Source organism: Streptomyces sp. XY006 (assembly GCF_002237655.1).
In the GTDB taxonomy this organism is placed as follows: Bacteria; Actinomycetota; Actinomycetes; order Streptomycetales; family Streptomycetaceae; genus Streptomyces; species Streptomyces levis.
In genome coordinates this window covers 68,091-85,548 of the sequence record NZ_NOKT01000013.1, presented here as the reverse complement: position 1 = coordinate 85,548, position 17,458 = coordinate 68,091, and the positions used below count along the sequence as shown (strand labels likewise).

The 17,458-nt window shown below is 67.2% G+C and carries 30 protein-coding genes; 1 reads left to right on the top strand and 29 read right to left on the bottom strand.

The genetic code is table 11. The features are described from left to right. Positions 1-58 precede the first annotated feature (58 nt). The gene (locus CHR28_RS16915; RefSeq protein WP_094054462.1) at positions 59-928 is read left to right on the top strand and encodes a hypothetical protein; all 870 of its coding nucleotides are present in this window, start codon (positions 59-61) and stop codon (positions 926-928) included. 7 nt (positions 929-935) lie between these two features. Here the strand turns inward: CHR28_RS16915 and truA are convergent, their stop codons facing one another. From truA to rplD, 29 genes are all read right to left on the bottom strand, one after another. After that, complete coding sequence (gene truA / locus CHR28_RS16910) at positions 936-1,793, bottom strand: tRNA pseudouridine(38-40) synthase TruA (protein ID WP_094054461.1); 858 nt, start codon at positions 1,791-1,793, stop codon at positions 936-938. A 146-nt stretch (positions 1,794-1,939) separates the two neighbouring features. After that, entirely contained in the window at positions 1,940-2,446 is a 507-nt protein-coding gene (rplQ, locus tag CHR28_RS16905) for a 50S ribosomal protein L17 (protein ID WP_094054460.1), read from the bottom strand. Positions 2,447-2,613: 167 nt separating this feature from the next. Next, positions 2,614-3,636 (bottom strand): DNA-directed RNA polymerase subunit alpha, encoded by a 1,023-nt coding sequence (locus tag CHR28_RS16900; protein ID WP_003966937.1) that lies wholly within the window; start codon positions 3,634-3,636, stop codon positions 2,614-2,616. A gap of 206 nt (positions 3,637-3,842) precedes the next feature. Continuing rightward, positions 3,843-4,247 (bottom strand): 30S ribosomal protein S11, encoded by a 405-nt coding sequence (gene rpsK, locus CHR28_RS16895; protein WP_003956432.1) that lies wholly within the window; start codon positions 4,245-4,247, stop codon positions 3,843-3,845. Between the two features lie 64 nt (positions 4,248-4,311). Continuing rightward, a complete protein-coding gene (gene rpsM, locus CHR28_RS16890; protein WP_004984507.1) occupies positions 4,312-4,692 on the bottom strand; it encodes a 30S ribosomal protein S13 in 381 nt (126 codons plus the stop codon). Between the two features lie 192 nt (positions 4,693-4,884). Next, entirely contained in the window at positions 4,885-4,998 is a 114-nt protein-coding gene (gene rpmJ / locus CHR28_RS16885; RefSeq protein WP_003998809.1) for a 50S ribosomal protein L36, read from the bottom strand. A gap of 66 nt (positions 4,999-5,064) precedes the next feature. Continuing rightward, on the bottom strand, positions 5,065-5,286 hold the full coding sequence (infA, locus tag CHR28_RS16880) for a translation initiation factor IF-1 (protein WP_003948620.1): 222 nt from the start codon (positions 5,284-5,286) through the stop codon (positions 5,065-5,067). Between the two features lie 211 nt (positions 5,287-5,497). Continuing rightward, positions 5,498-6,334 (bottom strand): type I methionyl aminopeptidase, encoded by an 837-nt coding sequence (gene map / locus CHR28_RS16875; RefSeq protein ID WP_094054459.1) that lies wholly within the window; start codon positions 6,332-6,334, stop codon positions 5,498-5,500. A 130-nt stretch (positions 6,335-6,464) separates the two neighbouring features. Then, a complete protein-coding gene (locus tag CHR28_RS16870; protein ID WP_094054458.1) occupies positions 6,465-7,127 on the bottom strand; it encodes an adenylate kinase in 663 nt (220 codons plus the stop codon). Next, a complete protein-coding gene (secY, locus tag CHR28_RS16865; RefSeq protein WP_094054457.1) occupies positions 7,127-8,440 on the bottom strand; it encodes a preprotein translocase subunit SecY in 1,314 nt (437 codons plus the stop codon). Before secY ends, CHR28_RS16870 begins: the two co-directional genes overlap by 1 nt. Before the next feature lie 235 nt (positions 8,441-8,675). Then, positions 8,676-9,131 (bottom strand): 50S ribosomal protein L15, encoded by a 456-nt coding sequence (gene rplO / locus CHR28_RS16860; protein WP_094054456.1) that lies wholly within the window; start codon positions 9,129-9,131, stop codon positions 8,676-8,678. A 2-nt stretch (positions 9,132-9,133) separates the two neighbouring features. Then, positions 9,134-9,316 (bottom strand): 50S ribosomal protein L30, encoded by a 183-nt coding sequence (rpmD, locus tag CHR28_RS16855; RefSeq protein WP_003974250.1) that lies wholly within the window; start codon positions 9,314-9,316, stop codon positions 9,134-9,136. Positions 9,317-9,318: 2 nt separating this feature from the next. After that, positions 9,319-9,924: a 30S ribosomal protein S5 gene (gene rpsE, locus CHR28_RS16850; RefSeq protein ID WP_094054455.1), complete on the bottom strand. Its 606-nt coding sequence runs from the start codon at positions 9,922-9,924 to the stop codon at positions 9,319-9,321. Positions 9,925-9,960: 36 nt separating this feature from the next. Next, the gene (gene rplR, locus CHR28_RS16845) at positions 9,961-10,344 is read right to left on the bottom strand and encodes a 50S ribosomal protein L18 (RefSeq protein WP_010036704.1); all 384 of its coding nucleotides are present in this window, start codon (positions 10,342-10,344) and stop codon (positions 9,961-9,963) included. A gap of 3 nt (positions 10,345-10,347) precedes the next feature. After that, positions 10,348-10,887, bottom strand: coding sequence for a 50S ribosomal protein L6 (rplF, locus tag CHR28_RS16840; protein WP_094054454.1), 540 nt, complete (start codon positions 10,885-10,887; stop codon positions 10,348-10,350). A gap of 24 nt (positions 10,888-10,911) precedes the next feature. Next, a complete protein-coding gene (gene rpsH / locus CHR28_RS16835) occupies positions 10,912-11,310 on the bottom strand; it encodes a 30S ribosomal protein S8 (RefSeq protein WP_014674378.1) in 399 nt (132 codons plus the stop codon). Positions 11,311-11,521: 211 nt separating this feature from the next. Continuing rightward, positions 11,522-11,707, bottom strand: a complete 186-nt coding sequence (locus CHR28_RS16825; protein ID WP_003956452.1) for a type Z 30S ribosomal protein S14 — start codon at positions 11,705-11,707, stop codon at positions 11,522-11,524. Between the two features lie 5 nt (positions 11,708-11,712). After that, complete coding sequence (gene rplE / locus CHR28_RS16820; protein ID WP_033308965.1) at positions 11,713-12,270, bottom strand: 50S ribosomal protein L5; 558 nt, start codon at positions 12,268-12,270, stop codon at positions 11,713-11,715. Then, the gene (gene rplX, locus CHR28_RS16815) at positions 12,270-12,593 is read right to left on the bottom strand and encodes a 50S ribosomal protein L24 (RefSeq protein ID WP_010036713.1); all 324 of its coding nucleotides are present in this window, start codon (positions 12,591-12,593) and stop codon (positions 12,270-12,272) included. Before rplX ends, rplE begins: the two co-directional genes overlap by 1 nt. A 2-nt stretch (positions 12,594-12,595) precedes the next feature. Beyond that, a complete protein-coding gene (gene rplN / locus CHR28_RS16810) occupies positions 12,596-12,964 on the bottom strand; it encodes a 50S ribosomal protein L14 (RefSeq protein WP_003998823.1) in 369 nt (122 codons plus the stop codon). A 97-nt stretch (positions 12,965-13,061) separates the two neighbouring features. Further along, on the bottom strand, positions 13,062-13,349 hold the full coding sequence (rpsQ, locus tag CHR28_RS16805; protein ID WP_010036717.1) for a 30S ribosomal protein S17: 288 nt from the start codon (positions 13,347-13,349) through the stop codon (positions 13,062-13,064). Next, positions 13,349-13,573 (bottom strand): 50S ribosomal protein L29, encoded by a 225-nt coding sequence (rpmC, locus tag CHR28_RS16800; protein ID WP_010036720.1) that lies wholly within the window; start codon positions 13,571-13,573, stop codon positions 13,349-13,351. Before rpmC ends, rpsQ begins: the two co-directional genes overlap by 1 nt. Beyond that, on the bottom strand, positions 13,573-13,992 hold the full coding sequence (gene rplP / locus CHR28_RS16795; protein ID WP_004984526.1) for a 50S ribosomal protein L16: 420 nt from the start codon (positions 13,990-13,992) through the stop codon (positions 13,573-13,575). Before rplP ends, rpmC begins: the two co-directional genes overlap by 1 nt. Before the next feature lie 5 nt (positions 13,993-13,997). Next, positions 13,998-14,822: a 30S ribosomal protein S3 gene (gene rpsC, locus CHR28_RS16790; RefSeq protein ID WP_030233882.1), complete on the bottom strand. Its 825-nt coding sequence runs from the start codon at positions 14,820-14,822 to the stop codon at positions 13,998-14,000. Further along, a complete protein-coding gene (gene rplV / locus CHR28_RS16785; protein ID WP_010036727.1) occupies positions 14,822-15,169 on the bottom strand; it encodes a 50S ribosomal protein L22 in 348 nt (115 codons plus the stop codon). The genes rpsC and rplV overlap by 1 nt, the downstream gene beginning before the upstream one ends. 42 nt (positions 15,170-15,211) lie before the next feature. Further along, positions 15,212-15,493 carry a 30S ribosomal protein S19 gene (gene rpsS, locus CHR28_RS16780; protein ID WP_003992359.1) on the bottom strand — a complete coding sequence of 94 codons (282 nt, stop codon included), beginning with the start codon at positions 15,491-15,493 and terminating at the stop codon, positions 15,212-15,214. A 12-nt stretch (positions 15,494-15,505) separates the two neighbouring features. Then, positions 15,506-16,342 carry a 50S ribosomal protein L2 gene (rplB, locus tag CHR28_RS16775; RefSeq protein ID WP_094054453.1) on the bottom strand — a complete coding sequence of 279 codons (837 nt, stop codon included), beginning with the start codon at positions 16,340-16,342 and terminating at the stop codon, positions 15,506-15,508. 38 nt (positions 16,343-16,380) lie between these two features. Then, positions 16,381-16,800, bottom strand: a complete 420-nt coding sequence (gene rplW, locus CHR28_RS16770; RefSeq protein WP_010036733.1) for a 50S ribosomal protein L23 — start codon at positions 16,798-16,800, stop codon at positions 16,381-16,383. Next, the gene (gene rplD / locus CHR28_RS16765) at positions 16,800-17,456 is read right to left on the bottom strand and encodes a 50S ribosomal protein L4 (protein WP_094054452.1); all 657 of its coding nucleotides are present in this window, start codon (positions 17,454-17,456) and stop codon (positions 16,800-16,802) included. Before rplD ends, rplW begins: the two co-directional genes overlap by 1 nt. Positions 17,457-17,458 lie beyond the last annotated feature (2 nt).

The window sequence follows — 17,458 nt, the reverse complement described above, 5'->3', positions numbered from 1 at the left end:
GCTGCGGGGCCCGTCCGGGCGGACCAGCACGCCCCATGTCCCGTCTAAGATGCGCCCCATGAGCTTTGGGCAGGGGGGACCTCAGTCCCAGTGGGATCCCTGGAAACCGCAGTCGCAGCAGCCCTGGAACAGCGGGGGCGGCCAGTCCCCGGACTGGGCAGCGCTCGCTGAAGCCTCCGAGGCCCGCAACAAGCGGCGCCGCCTGCTGCTCGTCGGCGGCGGCGCGCTCGCCACGGTCGCGATCGGCACCGCCGTCGCGGTGGCCGTGGTCTCGGCCGACGGCGAAGGCCGCACCAACAGCCCGGCCGCCCTGCCCTCGGCGGACATCCCCAGCGGCACGGCCTCGGCCCCGTCGTTCGCGCCGACCAGCGCCCCTCCCCCGCTGGACCCGAAGGACTTCATCGCCGGCGCGAAGAAGGACAAGGCCCCGCTCAGCCCGGAGACGCTCTTCCCGGGCACGCAGCTGACGATGGGCGACACCGTCTACAAGAAGGGCCCCACCGCCGACACGCGCAACTGCGCCTCGGCCGCCGGCGGCACCCTCTCCAAGGTCCTCACCGCCAACGACTGCACGCGCCTGATACGGGTGACGTACGTCAAGGGCGGCATCGCGATCACCATGGGCGTGGCGGTCTTCGACACCGAGGCCCAGGCGCTCAAGGCCAAGGGCCAGACCGACAAGAAGAGCTTCGTCAAGTCGCTCTCCGGCGGTGGCGTGAAGGGCTTCTGCGAGTCCGCCATCTGCAACACGACGAGCAACTCCTACGGCCGCTACGCCTACTTCGCCAACGCGGGCTTCACCAGCGGCAAGGACGTCACCACGAAGGACACCGCGGTCTTCCGCACCAGCGACGACCTCCAGCAGTTCACGTTCAATCAGATCCGCCGCCGCGGCGAGGCCCAGGCCTCGGCCGCGGCGAACGAGTAGCCCGGGCTCAGCAGCACCCGGCCGACGGCAACGACCGCTTGTTCCGCGCCTCCTTGCTGCGCGCGGCGAGCAACTCGTCGGCCGGGTAGCCGACTTCCTCCAGCGTCAGCCCGTGCGGCCGGACGACGTGCACCGCGGAGTCGCGCACCCCGGCCGCCAGCACCTTCGCGGGCCAGTCCGGCGGCCGGTGCCCGTCGCCCACGAACAGCAGCGCCCCGATGAGCGAGCGCACCATGTTGTGGCAGAAGGCGTCGGCCCGCACGGTGGCCGTGATGATCCCGTCCCCGCCGCGCACCAGGCTCAGCTCCTGCAGCGTGCGGATGGTGGTGGCCCCCTCCCGCTTCTTGCAGTAGGCGGCGAAGTCGTGCTCGCCCAGCAGCCCGCGGGCGGCCTCGTTCATGGCGTCCACGTCGAGCGGCCAGTCGTGCCACAGCACGTGGTTGCGCAGCAGCGGGTCGACGCCGCCGGGGTTGTCGGTGACGCGGTAGGCGTACCGCCTCCACACCGCCGAGAACCGGGCGTTGAACCCGCTGGGCGCCTCCCTGAGGGCCCAGACCCGCACGTCCCGCGGCAGCCGCCCGGCGAGCCGCTTGAGCAGCTTCTGATGGTGCTCACGCCAGACGTCCTCCGGCAGGTCGACATGGGCCACCTGCCCCCGGGCGTGCACCCCGGCGTCGGTACGGCCGGCCACGGTCAGCTCGTAGGTGGTCTCCCCGGACCGCGTGACCGTGCGCAGGGCGTCCTCGATCTCCCCCTGCACGGTCCGCCGCCCCCCGGCCTGCTTGGCCCACCCGGAGAACTCGGTGCCGTCGTACGACAGGTCGAGCCGTACGCGGACGTGACCGGGTGCTGCTTCCTCACTCACCCCTGGATCCTCTCACCCACACGAAAGACGGGCCCGCCCCCTCGAAAGGGAACGGGCCCGCCAACAACGCCCTCAGGGGCGCGGGGAACTGCGCGACAAGCCACCACGAACCCGCGGCCGCCGACGCACAGCCCCCGGCAGAACGCTTACGCGTCCTTCGACTCCTCGGCGGGAGCCTCGGCCTCGGCGGCCTCGTCGGACTTGGCCTCGACGGCCTCGTCCTTCTTGAGGGCGTCTTCCTTGACCGCGCGCTTGGTCGCGGCCTCGGCCTCGCCGGTCGCCTCCTGCGCCACCGTCAGCGCCTCGACCAGCTCGATGACGGCCATGGGCGCGTTGTCGCCACGGCGGTTACCGATCTTGGTGATGCGGGTGTAGCCACCCGGACGGTTCTCGTAGCGCGGGCCGATCTCGGTGAAGAGCGTGTGGACGATGCTCTTGTCCGTGATGACCTGGAGCACCTGACGGCGGTTGTGAAGGTCGCCCTTCTTCGCCTTGGTGACCAGACGCTCGGCGTACGGACGCAGCTTGCGCGCCTTCGCCTCGGTGGTGGTGATCCGACCGTGCTCGAACAGCGACTTCGCGAGGTTCGCGAGCATCAGCTTCTCGTGCGCGGCGCTGCCGCCCAGACGGGCACCCTTGGTGGGCTTCGGCATGGTGTTTCTCCTAGGTGTCTGCCCCGGCCGTGTCAGGTACCGGGGTCAGTATCCGAGCAGGCGGTCGCCTGTCGGAGATCCGGGGCGCCTTTCGACGCCCCGGAGGATCCGCGCCCCGAAGGGGCGCGGGGAACTGCGCGACCAGCCACAACGGACCGGCAGCCGAATCAGTACTGCTCGGTCTCCACGAAACCGGCGTCAGCGTCGTCATCGGCACCGAACGCGTCCGCGGCGGCGGTCGGGTCGAATCCGGGCGGGCTGTCCTTCAGGGCCAGGCCCATGCCGGCCAGCTTCGCCTTGACCTCGTCGATCGACTTCGCACCGAAGTTGCGGATGTCGAGCAGGTCCGCCTCGGAACGCGCCACGAGCTCACCCACGGAGTGGATGCCCTCGCGCTTGAGGCAGTTGTAGGAGCGGACCGTGAGCTCCAGCTCCTCGATCGGCAGCGCCAGATCGGCGGCCAGGGCGGCGTCCGTCGGGGACGGACCCATGTCGATGCCCTCGGCGTCGATGTTCAGCTCGCGGGCGAGACCGAACAGCTCGACCAGCGTCTTGCCGGCGGAGGCCATGGCGTCACGGGGACGCATCGCCTGCTTGGTCTCGACGTCGACGATCAGCTTGTCGAAGTCGGTCCGCTGCTCGACACGCGTGGCCTCGACCTTGTACGTGACCTTGAGCACCGGCGAGTAGATCGAGTCGACCGGGATGCGGCCGATCTCCTGGCCGACCTGCTTGTTCTGCACAGCGGAGACGTAACCGCGGCCGCGCTCGACCGTGAGCTCCATCTCCAGCTTGCCCTTGCCGTTGAGCGTGGCGAGGACGAGGTCGGGGTTGTGCACCTCGACACCGGCCGGGGGCGCGATGTCGGCGGCGGTGACCAGACCCGGGCCCTGCTTGCGCAGGTACATCACGACCGGCTCGTCGTGCTCCGAGGAGACGACCAGCTGCTTGATGTTGAGGATCAGGTCGGTGACGTCCTCCTTGACACCCGGCACGGTGGTGAACTCGTGCAGGACGCCGTCGATGCGGATGGACGTGACCGCCGCACCCGGGATCGAGGACAGGAGGGTCCGGCGCAGGGAGTTGCCGAGGGTGTAACCGAAGCCCGGCTCCAGCGGCTCGATCACGAACCGGGAGCGGAATTCGTCGACGACCTCTTCGGTCAACGAGGGACGCTGAGCGATCAGCATGTGTGGATCAGATCCTTCAGTCGTGGGCGCCCGCTATTTGACGCCCGACGTGAACCGCCTCCGGCTGGAAGAGGCGGGTACTGCAAGGGTACGGGCGATACGGCCCTTTTACGGAGCCGTACCGCCCGGCTGTTACATGTGGGGGACAACCCCCACACCCCCGGCCGAAAAGCCCGGAGGCACAGCTAGCCCTAGAAGCGCAGGCGTCAGACGCGGCGGCGCTTCGGCGGACGGCAGCCGTTGTGCGGGGTCGGGGTGACGTCCTGGATGGAGCCGACCTCGAGGCCCGTGGCCTGCAGGGAGCGGATCGCGGTCTCACGACCGGAACCCGGGCCCTTCACGAACACGTCGACCTTGCGCATGCCGTGCTCCTGGGCGCGGCGGGCAGCCGACTCGGCGGCCATCTGCGCGGCGAACGGCGTGGACTTCCGGGAGCCCTTGAAGCCGACGTGGCCGGCGGAGGCCCAGGAGATCACGTTGCCGGACGGGTCCGTGATCGAGACGATCGTGTTGTTGAACGTGCTCTTGATGTGCGCGTGGCCGTGAGCGACGTTCTTCTTTTCCTTGCGGCGCACCTTCTTGGCAGCGCCCTGACGACCCTTGGGGGGCATCTATAACTCCTACGGGAGGTGGTCGGTCCTACAGCGAAGACCGTGGACAGGCGTCCGCTGTGGACTACTTCTTGCCCGGCTTCTTCTTGCCGGCGATGGCGCGACGCGGGCCCTTGCGGGTACGCGCGTTGGTGCTGGTGCGCTGACCGCGGACGGGCAGACCACGACGGTGGCGCAGACCCTGGTAGGTACCGATCTCCACCTTGCGGCGGATGTCGGCCTGGATCTCACGACGGAGGTCACCCTCGGTCTTGATGTTGTTGTCGACGTACTCGCGGATCGCGACGAGCTGCTCCTCGGAGAGGTCGCGAACGCGGGTGTTCGGGTCGACGCCGGTGGCGGCCAGCGTCTGCTGCGAGAGGGTCCGGCCGATGCCGAACACGTAGGTGAGGGCGATCTCCACGCGCTTTTCGCGCGGGATGTCAACACCGGAAACGCGTGCCATTCAATGGCTCCAGTTACTTGACGGAGGTCTTCCGCAGGAACCGGCTCCCAGCCGCCGTACCAGGTACGAACTGGGTCCCCGGCCTCCGACCGGGGGTGTCAGGCGGCGCGTGTCCGCCTGGGTCCTGCGTATGAACTATTCAGCTTGCGTCGCGCGAATCTCTGCGATGGATGCAGAGGGATCGGTCGTGCGTCAGCCCTGGCGCTGCTTGTGGCGCGGGTTCTCGCAGATGACCATGACCCTGCCGTGACGGCGGATCACCCTGCACTTGTCGCAGATCTTCTTGACGCTCGGCTTGACCTTCATGGGGTGAGGTTCTCCGGGTCAGTGCCGGCAGCCCGGACGCACGAGGCGCCGGGACACAGGCAAGATCTACTTGTAGCGGTAGACGATCCGGCCACGGGTCAGGTCGTACGGAGACAGCTCCACCACGACCCGGTCGTCAGGGAGGATGCGGATGTAGTGCATACGCATCTTGCCGCTGATGTGTGCCAGGACCTGGTGGCCGTTCTGGAGCTCGACCTTGAACATGGCGTTCGGAAGAGACTCGACGACAGTGCCCTCGATCTCGATGGCACCTTGCTTCTTGGCCACGCTTCGCCCTTCGAATCGACTACCTTGATCGACTCCGTGCGATCGCATGCAGGCATGCGGGTACACAAGAGCCGACGAGTCAGTCTACGTCAGGCCCCTCGGAAACACGAATCGAGAGAGTCTGCCCCACCGGCCAGATCTTTACGCGCCCCGTCAGGGGCGCGGGGTACCGCGCGACCGGCCCCACCGGGCGCGCGGTCGCGGACGACGCTCAGCCCAGCGGATCCGGCGCGGCCTGGATCCCCATCTCGGCGAGCTTCGCCTTGCCCCCGTCGGGAGCCGTCAGCACCAGCGGCCCCTGCTCGGTCAGCGCGACCGAGTGCTCCCAGTGCGACGACCACGTGCCGTCCGTGGTGACGACCGTCCAGTCGTCCTCCAGGACCTCCGTGCGCGGCGTCCCCAGCGACACCATCGGCTCGATCGCGAGGCAGAACCCGGGCACCAGCTTCGGCCCCTTGCCGCGCCGGCGGTCGACGTAGTTCAGCAGGTGCGGGTCCATGTGCATCTCGGTGCCGATGCCGTGCCCGCCGTAGTCCTCGATGATCCCGTACTTGCCGCCGCCCGGCTTGGGCTGCCGGCGGATGTACGTCTCGATCGCCCGGGAGATGTCGACCAGCCGGTTGCCCTGCTTCATGGCGGCGATGCCGGCCCACATCGACTCCTCGGTCACCCGGGAGAGCTCGATCAGCTCCGGGGCGTGACCGGAGCCGACGAAGGCCGTGAAGGCCGCGTCGCCGTGCCAGCCGTCGATGATCGCGCCGCAGTCGATGGAGATGACGTCCCCGTCCTTGAGGACGACGTCGTCGGAGGGGATGCCGTGGACCACGACCTCGTTCACCGACGTGCAGATGGTCGCGGGGAAGCCGCCGTAGCCGAGGAAGTTCGGCTTGGCGTCGTGCTCGGCGAGCACCTTGCGGGCGACCTGGTCCAGATCCCTGGTGGTGGCCCCGGGGACGGCGGCCTCACGGGTCGCCGCGTGAATGGCGGCGACGACCAGCCCCGCCTCACGCATCTTGGCGATCTGCTCGGGGCTCTTGATCTGCACCATGGGGGCTACGGCCTTTCTGGACCTTCGGCGACGGTGAACGTCTTCAACGATACGGGGCCGGGCGGGGACCCCGCCCACACAGCAGCCGCGGCCCCCGAGGGGAACCGCGGCCGTAGCTGCGTACGAACGACTACTTGTCGTCCACGACGCGCTTGAGCGCCTCCATGGCGCGCGCCGTGACGTCCTCCACCTTGCCGAGGGCCGGGATCGTGACCACCAGGCCCTGGGCCTTGTAGTAGTCGATGATCGGCTCGGTCTGGGTGTGGTAGACCTCCAGCCGCTTGCGGACGGTCTCCTCGGAGTCGTCGTCCCGCTGGTAGAGCTCGCCGCCGCAGACGTCGCAGACGCCTTCCTTGGCCGGCGGCTTGTACGTCACGTGGAAGACGTGCGCCGACTCGTTGCGGCAGACGCGGCGGCCGGCGATCCGCTTGACCACCTCGTCCTCGGGGACCTCCAGGTCGAGCACCGCGTCGAGCTGCATGCCCTCGGACTCCAGCAGCTCGTCGAGCGCCTCGGCCTGGGAGACGTTGCGCGGGAAGCCGTCCAGCAGGAAACCGTTCACGGCGTCCGGCTGCTCCATGCGGTCCTTCGCCATGGCGATGGTGACCTCGTCGGGCACGAGGTTGCCCGCGTCCATGTAGGACTTCGCCAGTTTGCCGAGTTCCGTCTGCCGGCTGATGTTGGCCCGGAACAGGTCGCCCGTGGAGATGTGCGGGATCGACAGGTTCTTGGCCAGGAACGCGGCCTGCGTTCCCTTACCGGCACCCGGCGGCCCGACGAGGACGATACGCATCAGCGGAGGAACCCTTCGTAATTGCGCTGCTGGAGCTGGCTCTCGATCTGCTTCACGGTCTCGAGACCGACACCCACGATGATCAGGATGCTGGTCCCGCCGAACGGGAAGTTCTGGTTTGCCCCGAAACCAACCAACGCCATCGTCGGCACAAGAGCGATCAGACCCAAGTACAGCGAACCCGGCCAGGTGATCCGGTTGAGCACGTAGCTCAGGTACTCAGCGGTCGGTCGGCCAGCCCGGATGCCCGGGATGAAGCCACCATACTTCTTCATGTTGTCGGCGACTTCCTCGGGGTTGAAGGAGATCGCCACGTAGAAGAACGCGAAGAAAACGATCAGCAGGAAGTACGAAATGATGTAGTACGGGTGGTCGCCCTTGACGAAGTGTTGCTCGATCCAGGTCTTCCAGCCCGAATTGCCTCCGGCGAACTGCGCGATCAACGCCGGGATGTAGAGCAGCGACGAGGCGAAGATGACGGGGATCACACCCGCCTGGTTCACCTTGAGCGGGATGTACGTAGACGTACCGCCGTAGGAACGGCGGCCGATCATGCGCTTGGCGTACTGCACCGGGATGCGGCGCTGGGCCTGCTCGACGAAGACGACCAGGCCGACCATGACGAGGCCGACCGCGATCACGGTGCCGAACTCGATCCAGCCGTCGGCCAGCGAGCCCTGCTCCTTGATCGCCCACAGGGCGGACGGGAACGTGGCGGCGATCGAGATGAACATCAGGATCGACATGCCGTTGCCGATGCCGCGGTCGGTGATGAGCTCACCGAGCCACATCACGGCGGCCGTACCGGCGGTCATGGTGATGACCATGGTGATGGTGACGAAGATCGACTGGTCGGGGACGATCTGGCTGGCCACCGGGCAGCCCTGGAACAGCGCGCCGCTGCGGGCGGTGGCCACGAGGCCGGTGCCCTGGAGGATGGCGAGGGCGATCGTCAGATAACGGGTGTACTGCGTGATCTTCGCCGTACCGGCCTGGCCCTCCTTCTTCAGGGCTTCCAGGCGCGGGATCACCACGGTCAGCAGCTGCAGAATGATGCTCGCCGTGATGTACGGCATGATGCCCAGGGCGAAGATCGTGATCTGCAGCAGCGCGCCGCCGCTGAACATGTTGACCAGGCCGAAGAGACCCTGGTTGGCCTGGGCGTTGTCGATACAGGTCTGGACGTTCCGGTAGTCGACGCCTGGGATCGGGATGTGCGTACCGACCCGGTAGACCACGATGATGCCGAGCGTGAAGAGCAGCTTCTTGCGCAGGTCGGGCGTCTTGAACGCCCGGGCGAACGCGGTGAGCACGGTGCCTCCTGCGACCCCCGCGCAACTGCGTCAAGGGTGACGGTCTTGAGGTTCGACGAATAGGTAACGGTCAACTGCCGCTCAGAGTGCCGGAAGTGCAGCACCCTGTGAAAAGAGGGCAGTGCAGGCCACCTTACCGGCGTGACTGCCGCCCTAGGAACGACCAACCGGGGATACCCCATTTGTGGGGTATCCCCGGTCGGGATCGCTCAGGTCATCGAGACGCCTGTGGAGTTCAGACGAGCTCGGTGACGGAACCGCCGGCGGCGGTGATCTTCTCCTTGGCGGAGCCGGAGACGGCGTCGACCGTCACCTGCAGCGCCACGGAGATCTCGCCCTGGCCGAGGACCTTGACGAGCGCGTTCTTGCGAACGGCACCCTTGGCCACCAGACCCTCGACGGTGACCTCGCCACCCTCGGGGTAGAGCGCGGCCAGCTTGTCGAGGTTCACGACCTGGTACTCGGTCTTGAACGGGTTCTTGAAGCCCTTCAGCTTCGGGAGACGCATGTGGAGGGGCATCTGCCCACCCTCGAAGCGCTCCGGAACCTGGTAACGGGCCTTGGTGCCCTTGGTACCACGACCGGCCGTCTTACCCTTCGACGCCTCACCACGACCGACACGGGTCTTGGCGGTCTTGGCGCCGGGGGCGGGACGGAGGTTGTGGATCTTGAGCGGGTTCTGCTCCGCCATGATCAGTCGACCTCCTCGACCGTCACGAGGTGGCGGACGGTGTGCACCATGCCGCGGAACTCGGGGCGGTCCTCCTTGACGACCTGCGTGTTGATCCCCTTGAGACCAAGGGAACGCAGGGTGTCACGGTGGTTCTGCTTGCTGCCGATGTAGGACTTGACCTGCGTGATCTTGAGCTGCGCCATGATCACACACCCGCCCCGGCACGAGCGCGCAGCAGAGCCGCGGGGGCGACGTCCTCCAGGGGCAGACCACGGCGGGCCGCGATCTCCTCGGGACGCTGCAGGCCCTTCAGGGCCGCCACGGTCGCGTGCACGATGTTGATCGCGTTGTCGGAGCCGAGCGACTTCGACAGCACGTCGTGGATACCGGCGCACTCGAGCACGGCACGCACCGGACCACCGGCGATAACACCGGTACCCGGGGACGCGGGCTTGAGCAGCACGACGCCGGCAGCCTTCTCACCCTGGATGGGGTGCGGGATGGTGCCCTGGATACGGGGGACCTTGAAGAAGTGCTTCTTGGCCTCCTCAACGCCCTTGGCGATGGCGGCCGGCACCTCCTTGGCCTTGCCGTAGCCGACACCCACGGTGCCGTCACCGTCGCCCACCACGACCAGCGCGGTGAAGCTGAAGCGACGACCACCCTTCACAACCTTGGCGACGCGGTTGATCGCGACGACGCGCTCAACGTACGCGGTCTTCTCGGCGGCAGCAGCGCCGCCGTCACGGCCCTTCCGGTCCCGCCGCTCGCCGCCACCGGCACCGCTTCCGCGGCGCTGGGGTCCAGCCATTGGATTACCTCTCTCTTTCCGCTAGCTACAAGCGGCTCAGAACTTGAGCCCGGCTTCGCGGGCGGCGTCCGCCAGGGCGGCGATGCGCCCGGCGTACTGGTTGCCACCACGGTCGAACACGACGGCCTCGACACCGGCGGCCTTGGCACGCTCGGCGACCAGGGCGCCGACCTGCTTGGCCTGCGCGGACTTGTCGCCCTCGCCACCGCGGATCGAGCTGTCCAGGGTGGACGCCGACGCCAGGGTGTGACCCTTCAGGTCGTCGATCACCTGCGCCACGATGTGGCGGTTCGAGCGGGTCACGACCAGACGGGGACGCTCCGCCGTACCGTTGATCCGCTTGCGGATCCGGATGTGACGGCGCTTGATCGCGGCGCGCTTGTAGGCGTCGCCCTTGAGGATCTTCTGCCCGTATGCCATGGCTTACTTACCCGCCTTTCCGACCTTGCGGCGGATGACTTCGCCCTCGTACTTGACGCCCTTGGCCTTGTACGGGTCGGGCTTGCGCAGCTTGCGGATGTTGGCCGCAACCTCGCCGACCTTCTGCTTGTCGATGCCCTCGACCGAGAAGCGGGTGGGGGCCTCCACCTTGAAGGTGATGCCCTCGGGCGCCTCGACCAGGATCGGGTGGCTGTAACCGAGGGAGAACTCCAGGTTCGAACCCTTGGCGACAACGCGGTAACCGACACCGCTGATTTCGAGCTTCTTCACGTAACCCTGGGTCACGCCGGTGATCATGTTCGCCACCAGCGTGCGGGACAGGCCGTGCAGGGCCTTGTTCTGACGCTCGTCGTTGGGGCGGGTGACGTTCAGGACGCCGTCCTCACCCTTGGCGATCTCGATCGGCGCCACGACGGTGTGGGTCAGCGTGCCCTTGGGGCCCTTGACCGAGACCGTCTGGCCGTCGATGGTGACGTCCACGCCGGCGGGAACCGCGATGGGGAGCTTGCCGATGCGCGACATAGCTGTTTCCTCCGTTCCCTTCCGCTACCAGACGTAGGCGAGGACTTCCCCACCCACGCCCTTCTTGCCGGCCTGCTTGTCGGTGAGGAGCCCGTGCGACGTGGAGATGATCGCCACGCCGAGGCCGCCGAGCACCTTCGGCAGGTTGGTGGACTTCGCGTAAACCCGCAGACCGGGCTTGGAGATCCGCTTGATGCCCGCGATGGAGCGCTCACGGTTGGGGCCGAACTTCAGCTCCAGGACGAGGTTCTTGCCGACCTCGGCGTCCTCGACCTTCCAGCCCGTGATGAAGCCCTCCTGCTGGAGGATCTCCGCGATGTGAGACTTGATCTTGGAGTGCGGCATCGACACCGAGTCGTGGTACGCCGAGTTCGCGTTCCGCAGACGCGTAAGCATGTCTGCGATCGGATCAGTCATGGTCATGAATTGGCCTTCGGCCTCTCTCGCCGGGGTTTCCTGGTGCGCCATCCCTCTCCCCGATCCGAGACGGGACGGGTGCGGCGCGGTGGACCTACGGCGTAGTAAGTCGTACGGGCGTGACAGGCGCCCAACCCCACAAGCCTAAGCCATGCGGGGCGGGCCCCTGTCCACCCAGATGCTTACCGAGAGTCTTCCGGAATCCCTGAAGTGGGGATTACCAGGAGCTCTTGGTCACGCCCGGCAGCTCGCCACGGTGAGCCATCTCACGCAGGCACACGCGGCACAGGCCGAACTTGCGGTACACGGAGTGCGGACGACCGCAGCGCTGGCAGCGGGTGTACGCGCGCACGCCGAACTTGGGCTTGCGGGCAGCCTTCGCGATCAGAGCCTTCTTCGCCATCTCGCTCACGCCTCCTTGAAGGGGAAGCCGAGGTGACGAAGGAGCGCACGGCCCTCAGCGTCGTTGGTCGCCGTGGTCACCACGGTGATGTCCATACCCCGGGTGCGGTCGATCTTGTCCTGGTCGATCTCGTGGAACATGACCTGCTCCGTGAGACCGAAGGTGTAGTTGCCACGGCCGTCGAACTGCTTGGGGGACAGGCCGCGGAAGTCGCGGATGCGCGGCAGCGCGAGCGACAGGGTGCGGTCCAGGAACTCCCACATGCGGTCGCCACGGAGCGTGACGTGGGCACCGATCGGCTGGCCTTCACGCAGCTTGAACTGCGCGATGGACTTGCGGGCCTTGGTGACGGCCGGCTTCTGACCGGTGATCGTGGTGAGGTCGCGGATGGCGCCCTCGATCAGCTTGGAGTCGCGGGCGGCGTCGCCCACACCCATGTTGACCACGATCTTGACGAGACCGGGGATCTGCATGACGTTCTCGTACTTGAACTCGTCACGCAGCTTGCCCGTGATCTCCTCACGGTACTTCTGCTTCAGACGCGGAGTGGTGGTGGTAGCCATCAGATGTCCTCACCCGTCCGCTTGGCAACGCGGATCTTGTTGCCTTCGTCGTCGAAGCGGTAACCGACGCGGGTCACGACCTTCTTGCCGTCCTTCTCCACGACCAGCTGGACGTTGGAGACGTGGATCGGCGCCTCGGTGGTGACGATGCCGCCGGCCTGCGAACCGCGAGCCGTCGGACCGGCCTTGGTGTGCTTCTTGACCCGGTTGACACCCTCGACCAGGACACGGTCCTCGCGGGGGAAGGCCGCGATGACCTTGCCCTGCTTGCCCTTGTCCTTACCGGTGATGACCTGGACCAGGTCGCCCTTCTTGATCTTCATGCTCACAGCACCTCCGGCGCGAGGGAGATGATCTTCATGAACTTCTTCTCGCGCAGCTCACGGCCGACCGGGCCGAAGATACGGGTGCCACGAGGGTCGCCGTCGTTCTTGAGGATGACGGCGGCGTTCTCGTCGAAGCGGATGTACGAGCCGTCCGGACGGCGGCGCTCCTTGACGGTGCGAACGATGACCGCCTTGACGACGTCACCCTTCTTCACGTTGCCACCGGGGATCGCGTCCTTGACGGTGGCGACGATGACGTCACCGATACCCGCGTAGCGGCGACCGGAGCCGCCGAGCACACGGATGCAGAGGATCTCCTTCGCACCCGTGTTGTCGGCGACACGCAGTCGCGACTCCTGCTGGATCACGTCTATCTCCTGTTTGTCTGCCGGTTCCCCGGGGGCCGCTCACCGAGCGGCCCCCGGAGCCTGGCGGAACTGTCCTGCGGGGTCTGCCCCGCAGGAATTACTTGGCCTTCTCGAGGATCTCGACGACGCGCCAGCGCTTGGTCGCGGACAGCGGCCGGGTCTCCATCAGGAGGACGCGGTCGCCGACACCCGCGGCGTTCTGCTCGTCGTGGGCCTTGAGCTTGTTCGTACGACGGATGACCTTGCCGTACAGCGCGTGCTTGACGCGGTCCTCGACGGCGACGACGACGGTCTTGTCCATCTTGTCGCTGACGACCAGACCCTCACGGGTCTTGCGGAAACCGCGGTCCGTCTTGGTCTCTTCAGTCACGTTGCTCTCGCTCATCAGGCGCTCTCCACCGTCTCGATGCCCAGCTCGCGCTCACGCATCAGGGTGTAGATCCGCGCGATGTCCTTGCGGACGGCCTTGAGCCGACCGTGGTTCTCGAGCTGGCCCGTCGCCGCCTGGAAGCGGAGGTTGAACAGCTCTTCCTTGGCCTCGCGGAGCTTGTTCAGAAGCTCCTCGTTGCCCAGCTCGCGCAGCTCCGACGCCTTGGTACCGGCCGACATCACGCTTCACCTGCCTCGCGCTTGACGATCTTGCACTTCATCGGCAGCTTGTGAGCCGCACGGGTCAGGGCCTCGCGCGCGATCTTCTCGTTGGGGTACGACAGCTCGAACATGACGCGTCCGGGCTTGACGTTGGCCACCCACCACTCCGGCGAACCCTTACCGGAACCCATGCGGGTCTCGGCCGGCTTCTTGGTGAGGGGGCGGTCCGGGTAGATGTTGATCCAGACCTTGCCGCCACGCTTGATGTGACGGGTCATGGCGATACGAGCCGCTTCGATCTGGCGGTTCGTGACGTACGCCGGGGTCAGCGCCTGGATGCCGTACTCGCCGAACGCAACCTGCGTGCCACCCTTGGACATGCCGTTGCGCTTGGGGTGGTGCTGCTTGCGGTGCTTGACCCTACGGGGGATCAGCATGGTGGTCAGGCCTCCGTTCCGGTGCTCTCAGCCGGAGCGGCGGACGCGGGAGCCTCGGCCTTGGGGGCCTCGGAACCAGCGGCCTGCTGCGGCTTGCGACCGCGCCGCTCCCCACCGCGGCCACCACGGGCCGGGCGGTCGGCACCGCCGCGCGCCGGGCGGTTACCCGCACGGGCAGCGGCGTTCTCGGCGCGGACCTCGGCGATGTTCTTGACGTCGCCCTTGTAGATCCAGACCTTCACGCCGATGCGGCCGAAGGTCGTCTTGGCCTCGAAGAAGCCGTAGTCCACGTTCGCGCGGAGGGTGTGCAGGGGCACGCGGCCCTCGCGGTAGAACTCCGAGCGGGACATCTCGGCGCCGCCGAGGCGGCCACCGCACTGGATCTTGATGCCCTTGGCGCCGGCCTTCATCGCCGACTGCATGCTCTTGCGCATGGCACGGCGGAAGGAGACGCGGGAGGAGAGCTGCTCGGCGACGGCCTGGGCCACGAGCTGAGCGTCCGTCTCGGGGTTCTTGACCTCGAGGATGTTCAGCTGGACCTGCTTGCCCGTGAGCTTCTCGAGGTCACCGCGGATGCGGTCGGCCTCGGCGCCGCGGCGGCCGATGACGATGCCCGGACGAGCGGTGTGGATGTCCACACGCACGCGGTCACGGGTGCGCTCGATCTCGACCTTGGAGATGCCGGCGCGCTCCATGCCGGACGTCATCATCCGACGGATGGCGACGTCTTCCTTGACGTAGTCCTTGTACAGCTTGTCGGCGTACCAACGCGACTTGAAGTCGGTCGTGACACCGAGCCGGAACCCGTGCGGGTTTACCTTCTGGCCCATTACCGGGTTCCTTCCTTGCTGCTGACGACCACGGTGATGTGGCTGGTCCGCTTGCGGATCCGGTAGGCACGGCCCTGGGCGCGCGGCCGGAACCGCTTCAGGGTCGGGCCCTCGTCGACGTAGGCCTCGGAGATGTAGAGGCTGTCGACATCGGTGTGGTCGTAGTTGTGCGCGGCGTTGGCGATGGCGCTGTCCAGCACCTTGCCGACCGGCACGCTCGCGGCCTGCGGGGCGAAACGCAGGACCGCCTGAGCCTCCGTGGCGTTCAGGCCACGGATGAGGTCCACCACGCGGCGGGCCTTCATGGGCGTGACGCGGATGTACCGCGCCTGGGCCCTGGCTTCCATGGTTGTCCTTCCAGTGTCTGTCATGGTCATTCCACCCCGCGCTTAGCGGCGCTTCGACTTCCGGTCGTCCTTGACGTGACCCCGGAAGGTGCGGGTCGGCGAGAACTCGCCGAGCTTGTGGCCGACCATCGACTCGGTGACAAACACCGGAATGTGGGTCTTGCCGTTGTGCACCGCGAGCGTGTGGCCGAGCATGGCCGGCACGATCATCGAGCGACGGGACCAGGTCTTGATGACGTTCTTGGTACCGGCTTCGTTCTGCGCGTCCACCTTCTTGATCAGGTGGTCGTCGACGAAGGGTCCCTTCTTCAAGCTACGAGGCATCTCAACCCGTCCTTAGCGCTTCTTGTTCGTCTTGCGGCGGCGGACGATGTACTTGTTCGACGCCTTCTTGGGCGAACGAGTACGGCCTTCCTTCTTGCCCCACGGGGACACAGGGTGGCGACCACCGGAGGTCCGGCCCTCACCACCACCGTGCGGGTGGTCCACCGGGTTCATGACCACACCACGGACGGTCGGGCGAACGCCCAGCCACCGCTTACGGCCGGCCTTACCCCAGTTGATGTTGCTCTGCTCGGCGTTGCCGACCTCGCCGACGGTGGCGCGGCAGCGGACGTCGACCAGGCGGATCTCACCAGACGGCATGCGCAGGTGGGCCATCTGGCCCTCCTTCGCGAGCAGCTGCACCGAGGCGCCGGCGGAGCGGGCGAACTTGGCGCCGCCGCCGGGACGCAGCTCGATGGCGTGCAGCGTCGTACCGACCGGGATGTTGCGCAGGGCGAGGTTGTTGCCCGGCTTGATGTCGGCCCCGGGACCGTTCTCGATGCGGTCGCCCTGCTGCAGGCCGCGCGGCGCGAGGATGTAGCGCTTCTCGCCGTCGGCGTAGTGCAGCAGCGCGATGCGCGCCGTGCGGTTGGGGTCGTACTCGATGTGCGCGACCTTCGCCGGCACGCCGTCCTTGTCGTGACGACGGAAGTCGATCACGCGGTAGGCGCGCTTGTGGCCACCACCCTGGTGGCGGACGGTCACACGACCGGAGTTGTTACGGCCACCCTTGCTGTGCAGGGGGCGGACCAACGACTTCTCCGGCGTGGACCGCGTGACCTCGACGAAGTCGGCGACGCTGGAGCCGCGACGGCCCGGCGTAGTCGGCTTGTACTTGCGGATTCCCATTTCTCAGTCCTCGTCCGATATCGGACGATCCGACCCGCTTACGCGGTCGGACCGCCGAAGATGTCGATACGGTCGCCCTCGGCGAGGGTCACGATCGCGCGCTTGGTGGACGCACGCTGGCCGAAGCCGGTGCGGGTCCGCTTGCGCTTGCCCTGGCGGTTGATCGTGTTGACCCCGGTGACCTTGACCGAGAAGACCGCCTGGACGGCCTGCTTGATCTGGGTCTTGTTGGCGCTCGGGTCGACGATGAACGTGTACTTGCCCTCGTCGAGGAGCGCGTAGCTCTTCTCCGAGACGACCGGCTTGAGCAGCACGTCACGGGGGTCCGTGAAGGACTTGCTCAGCGGGGTCTCGACGGTGTTCTTGCCCTCGGCGGCGTGGCGACGCGCCTTGGCGACGCGAGCGGCCTTGGCCTTCTTCGCCGCCTTGGAGGCGATTGCGGGGTGACGGATAGCCATCAGACCTCGCTCCCTTCGGTGTCATTGGCCTTCGGGCCGGACACGAAGGACTCGAAGGCAGCCTTGGTGAAGACCACGTCGTCCGAGACGAGAACGTCGTACGTGTTCAGCTGGCCCGGCTCCAGGATGTGGACCTGGGGCAGGTTGCGGGCGGACAGCCACGCGGCCTCGTCGGCGCGGTCGACGACCAGGAGCAGGTTCTTGCGCTCCGAGATCTTGCCGAACAGCGTCCGGGCGGCCTTCGTCGACGGGCTCTCGCCCTCGACGACGCCGGAGACGACGTGGATGCGGTTGTGGCGGGCCCGGTCGGTGAGGGCGTGACGCAGGGCGGCAGCCTTCATCTTCTTCGGGGTCCGCTGCGAGTAGTCACGCGGCACGGGACCGTGCACGACGCCACCACCGGCGAACTGCGGCGCGCGGGTCGAACCCTGACGGGCGCGACCGGTGCCCTTCTGGCGGTACGGCTTCTTGCCACCGCCGCGGACCTCGCCACGGGTCTTGGTCTTGTGCGTGCCCTGACGGGCAGCGGCCAGCTGTGCGACGACGACCTGGTGGATCAGCGGGATGCTGACCTTCTCAACGCCGAAGATCTCCGCGGGGAGCTCGACGGAACCGGCCTTGTCGCCCGCCGGCGAAAGGATGTCAACAGTGCTCATTA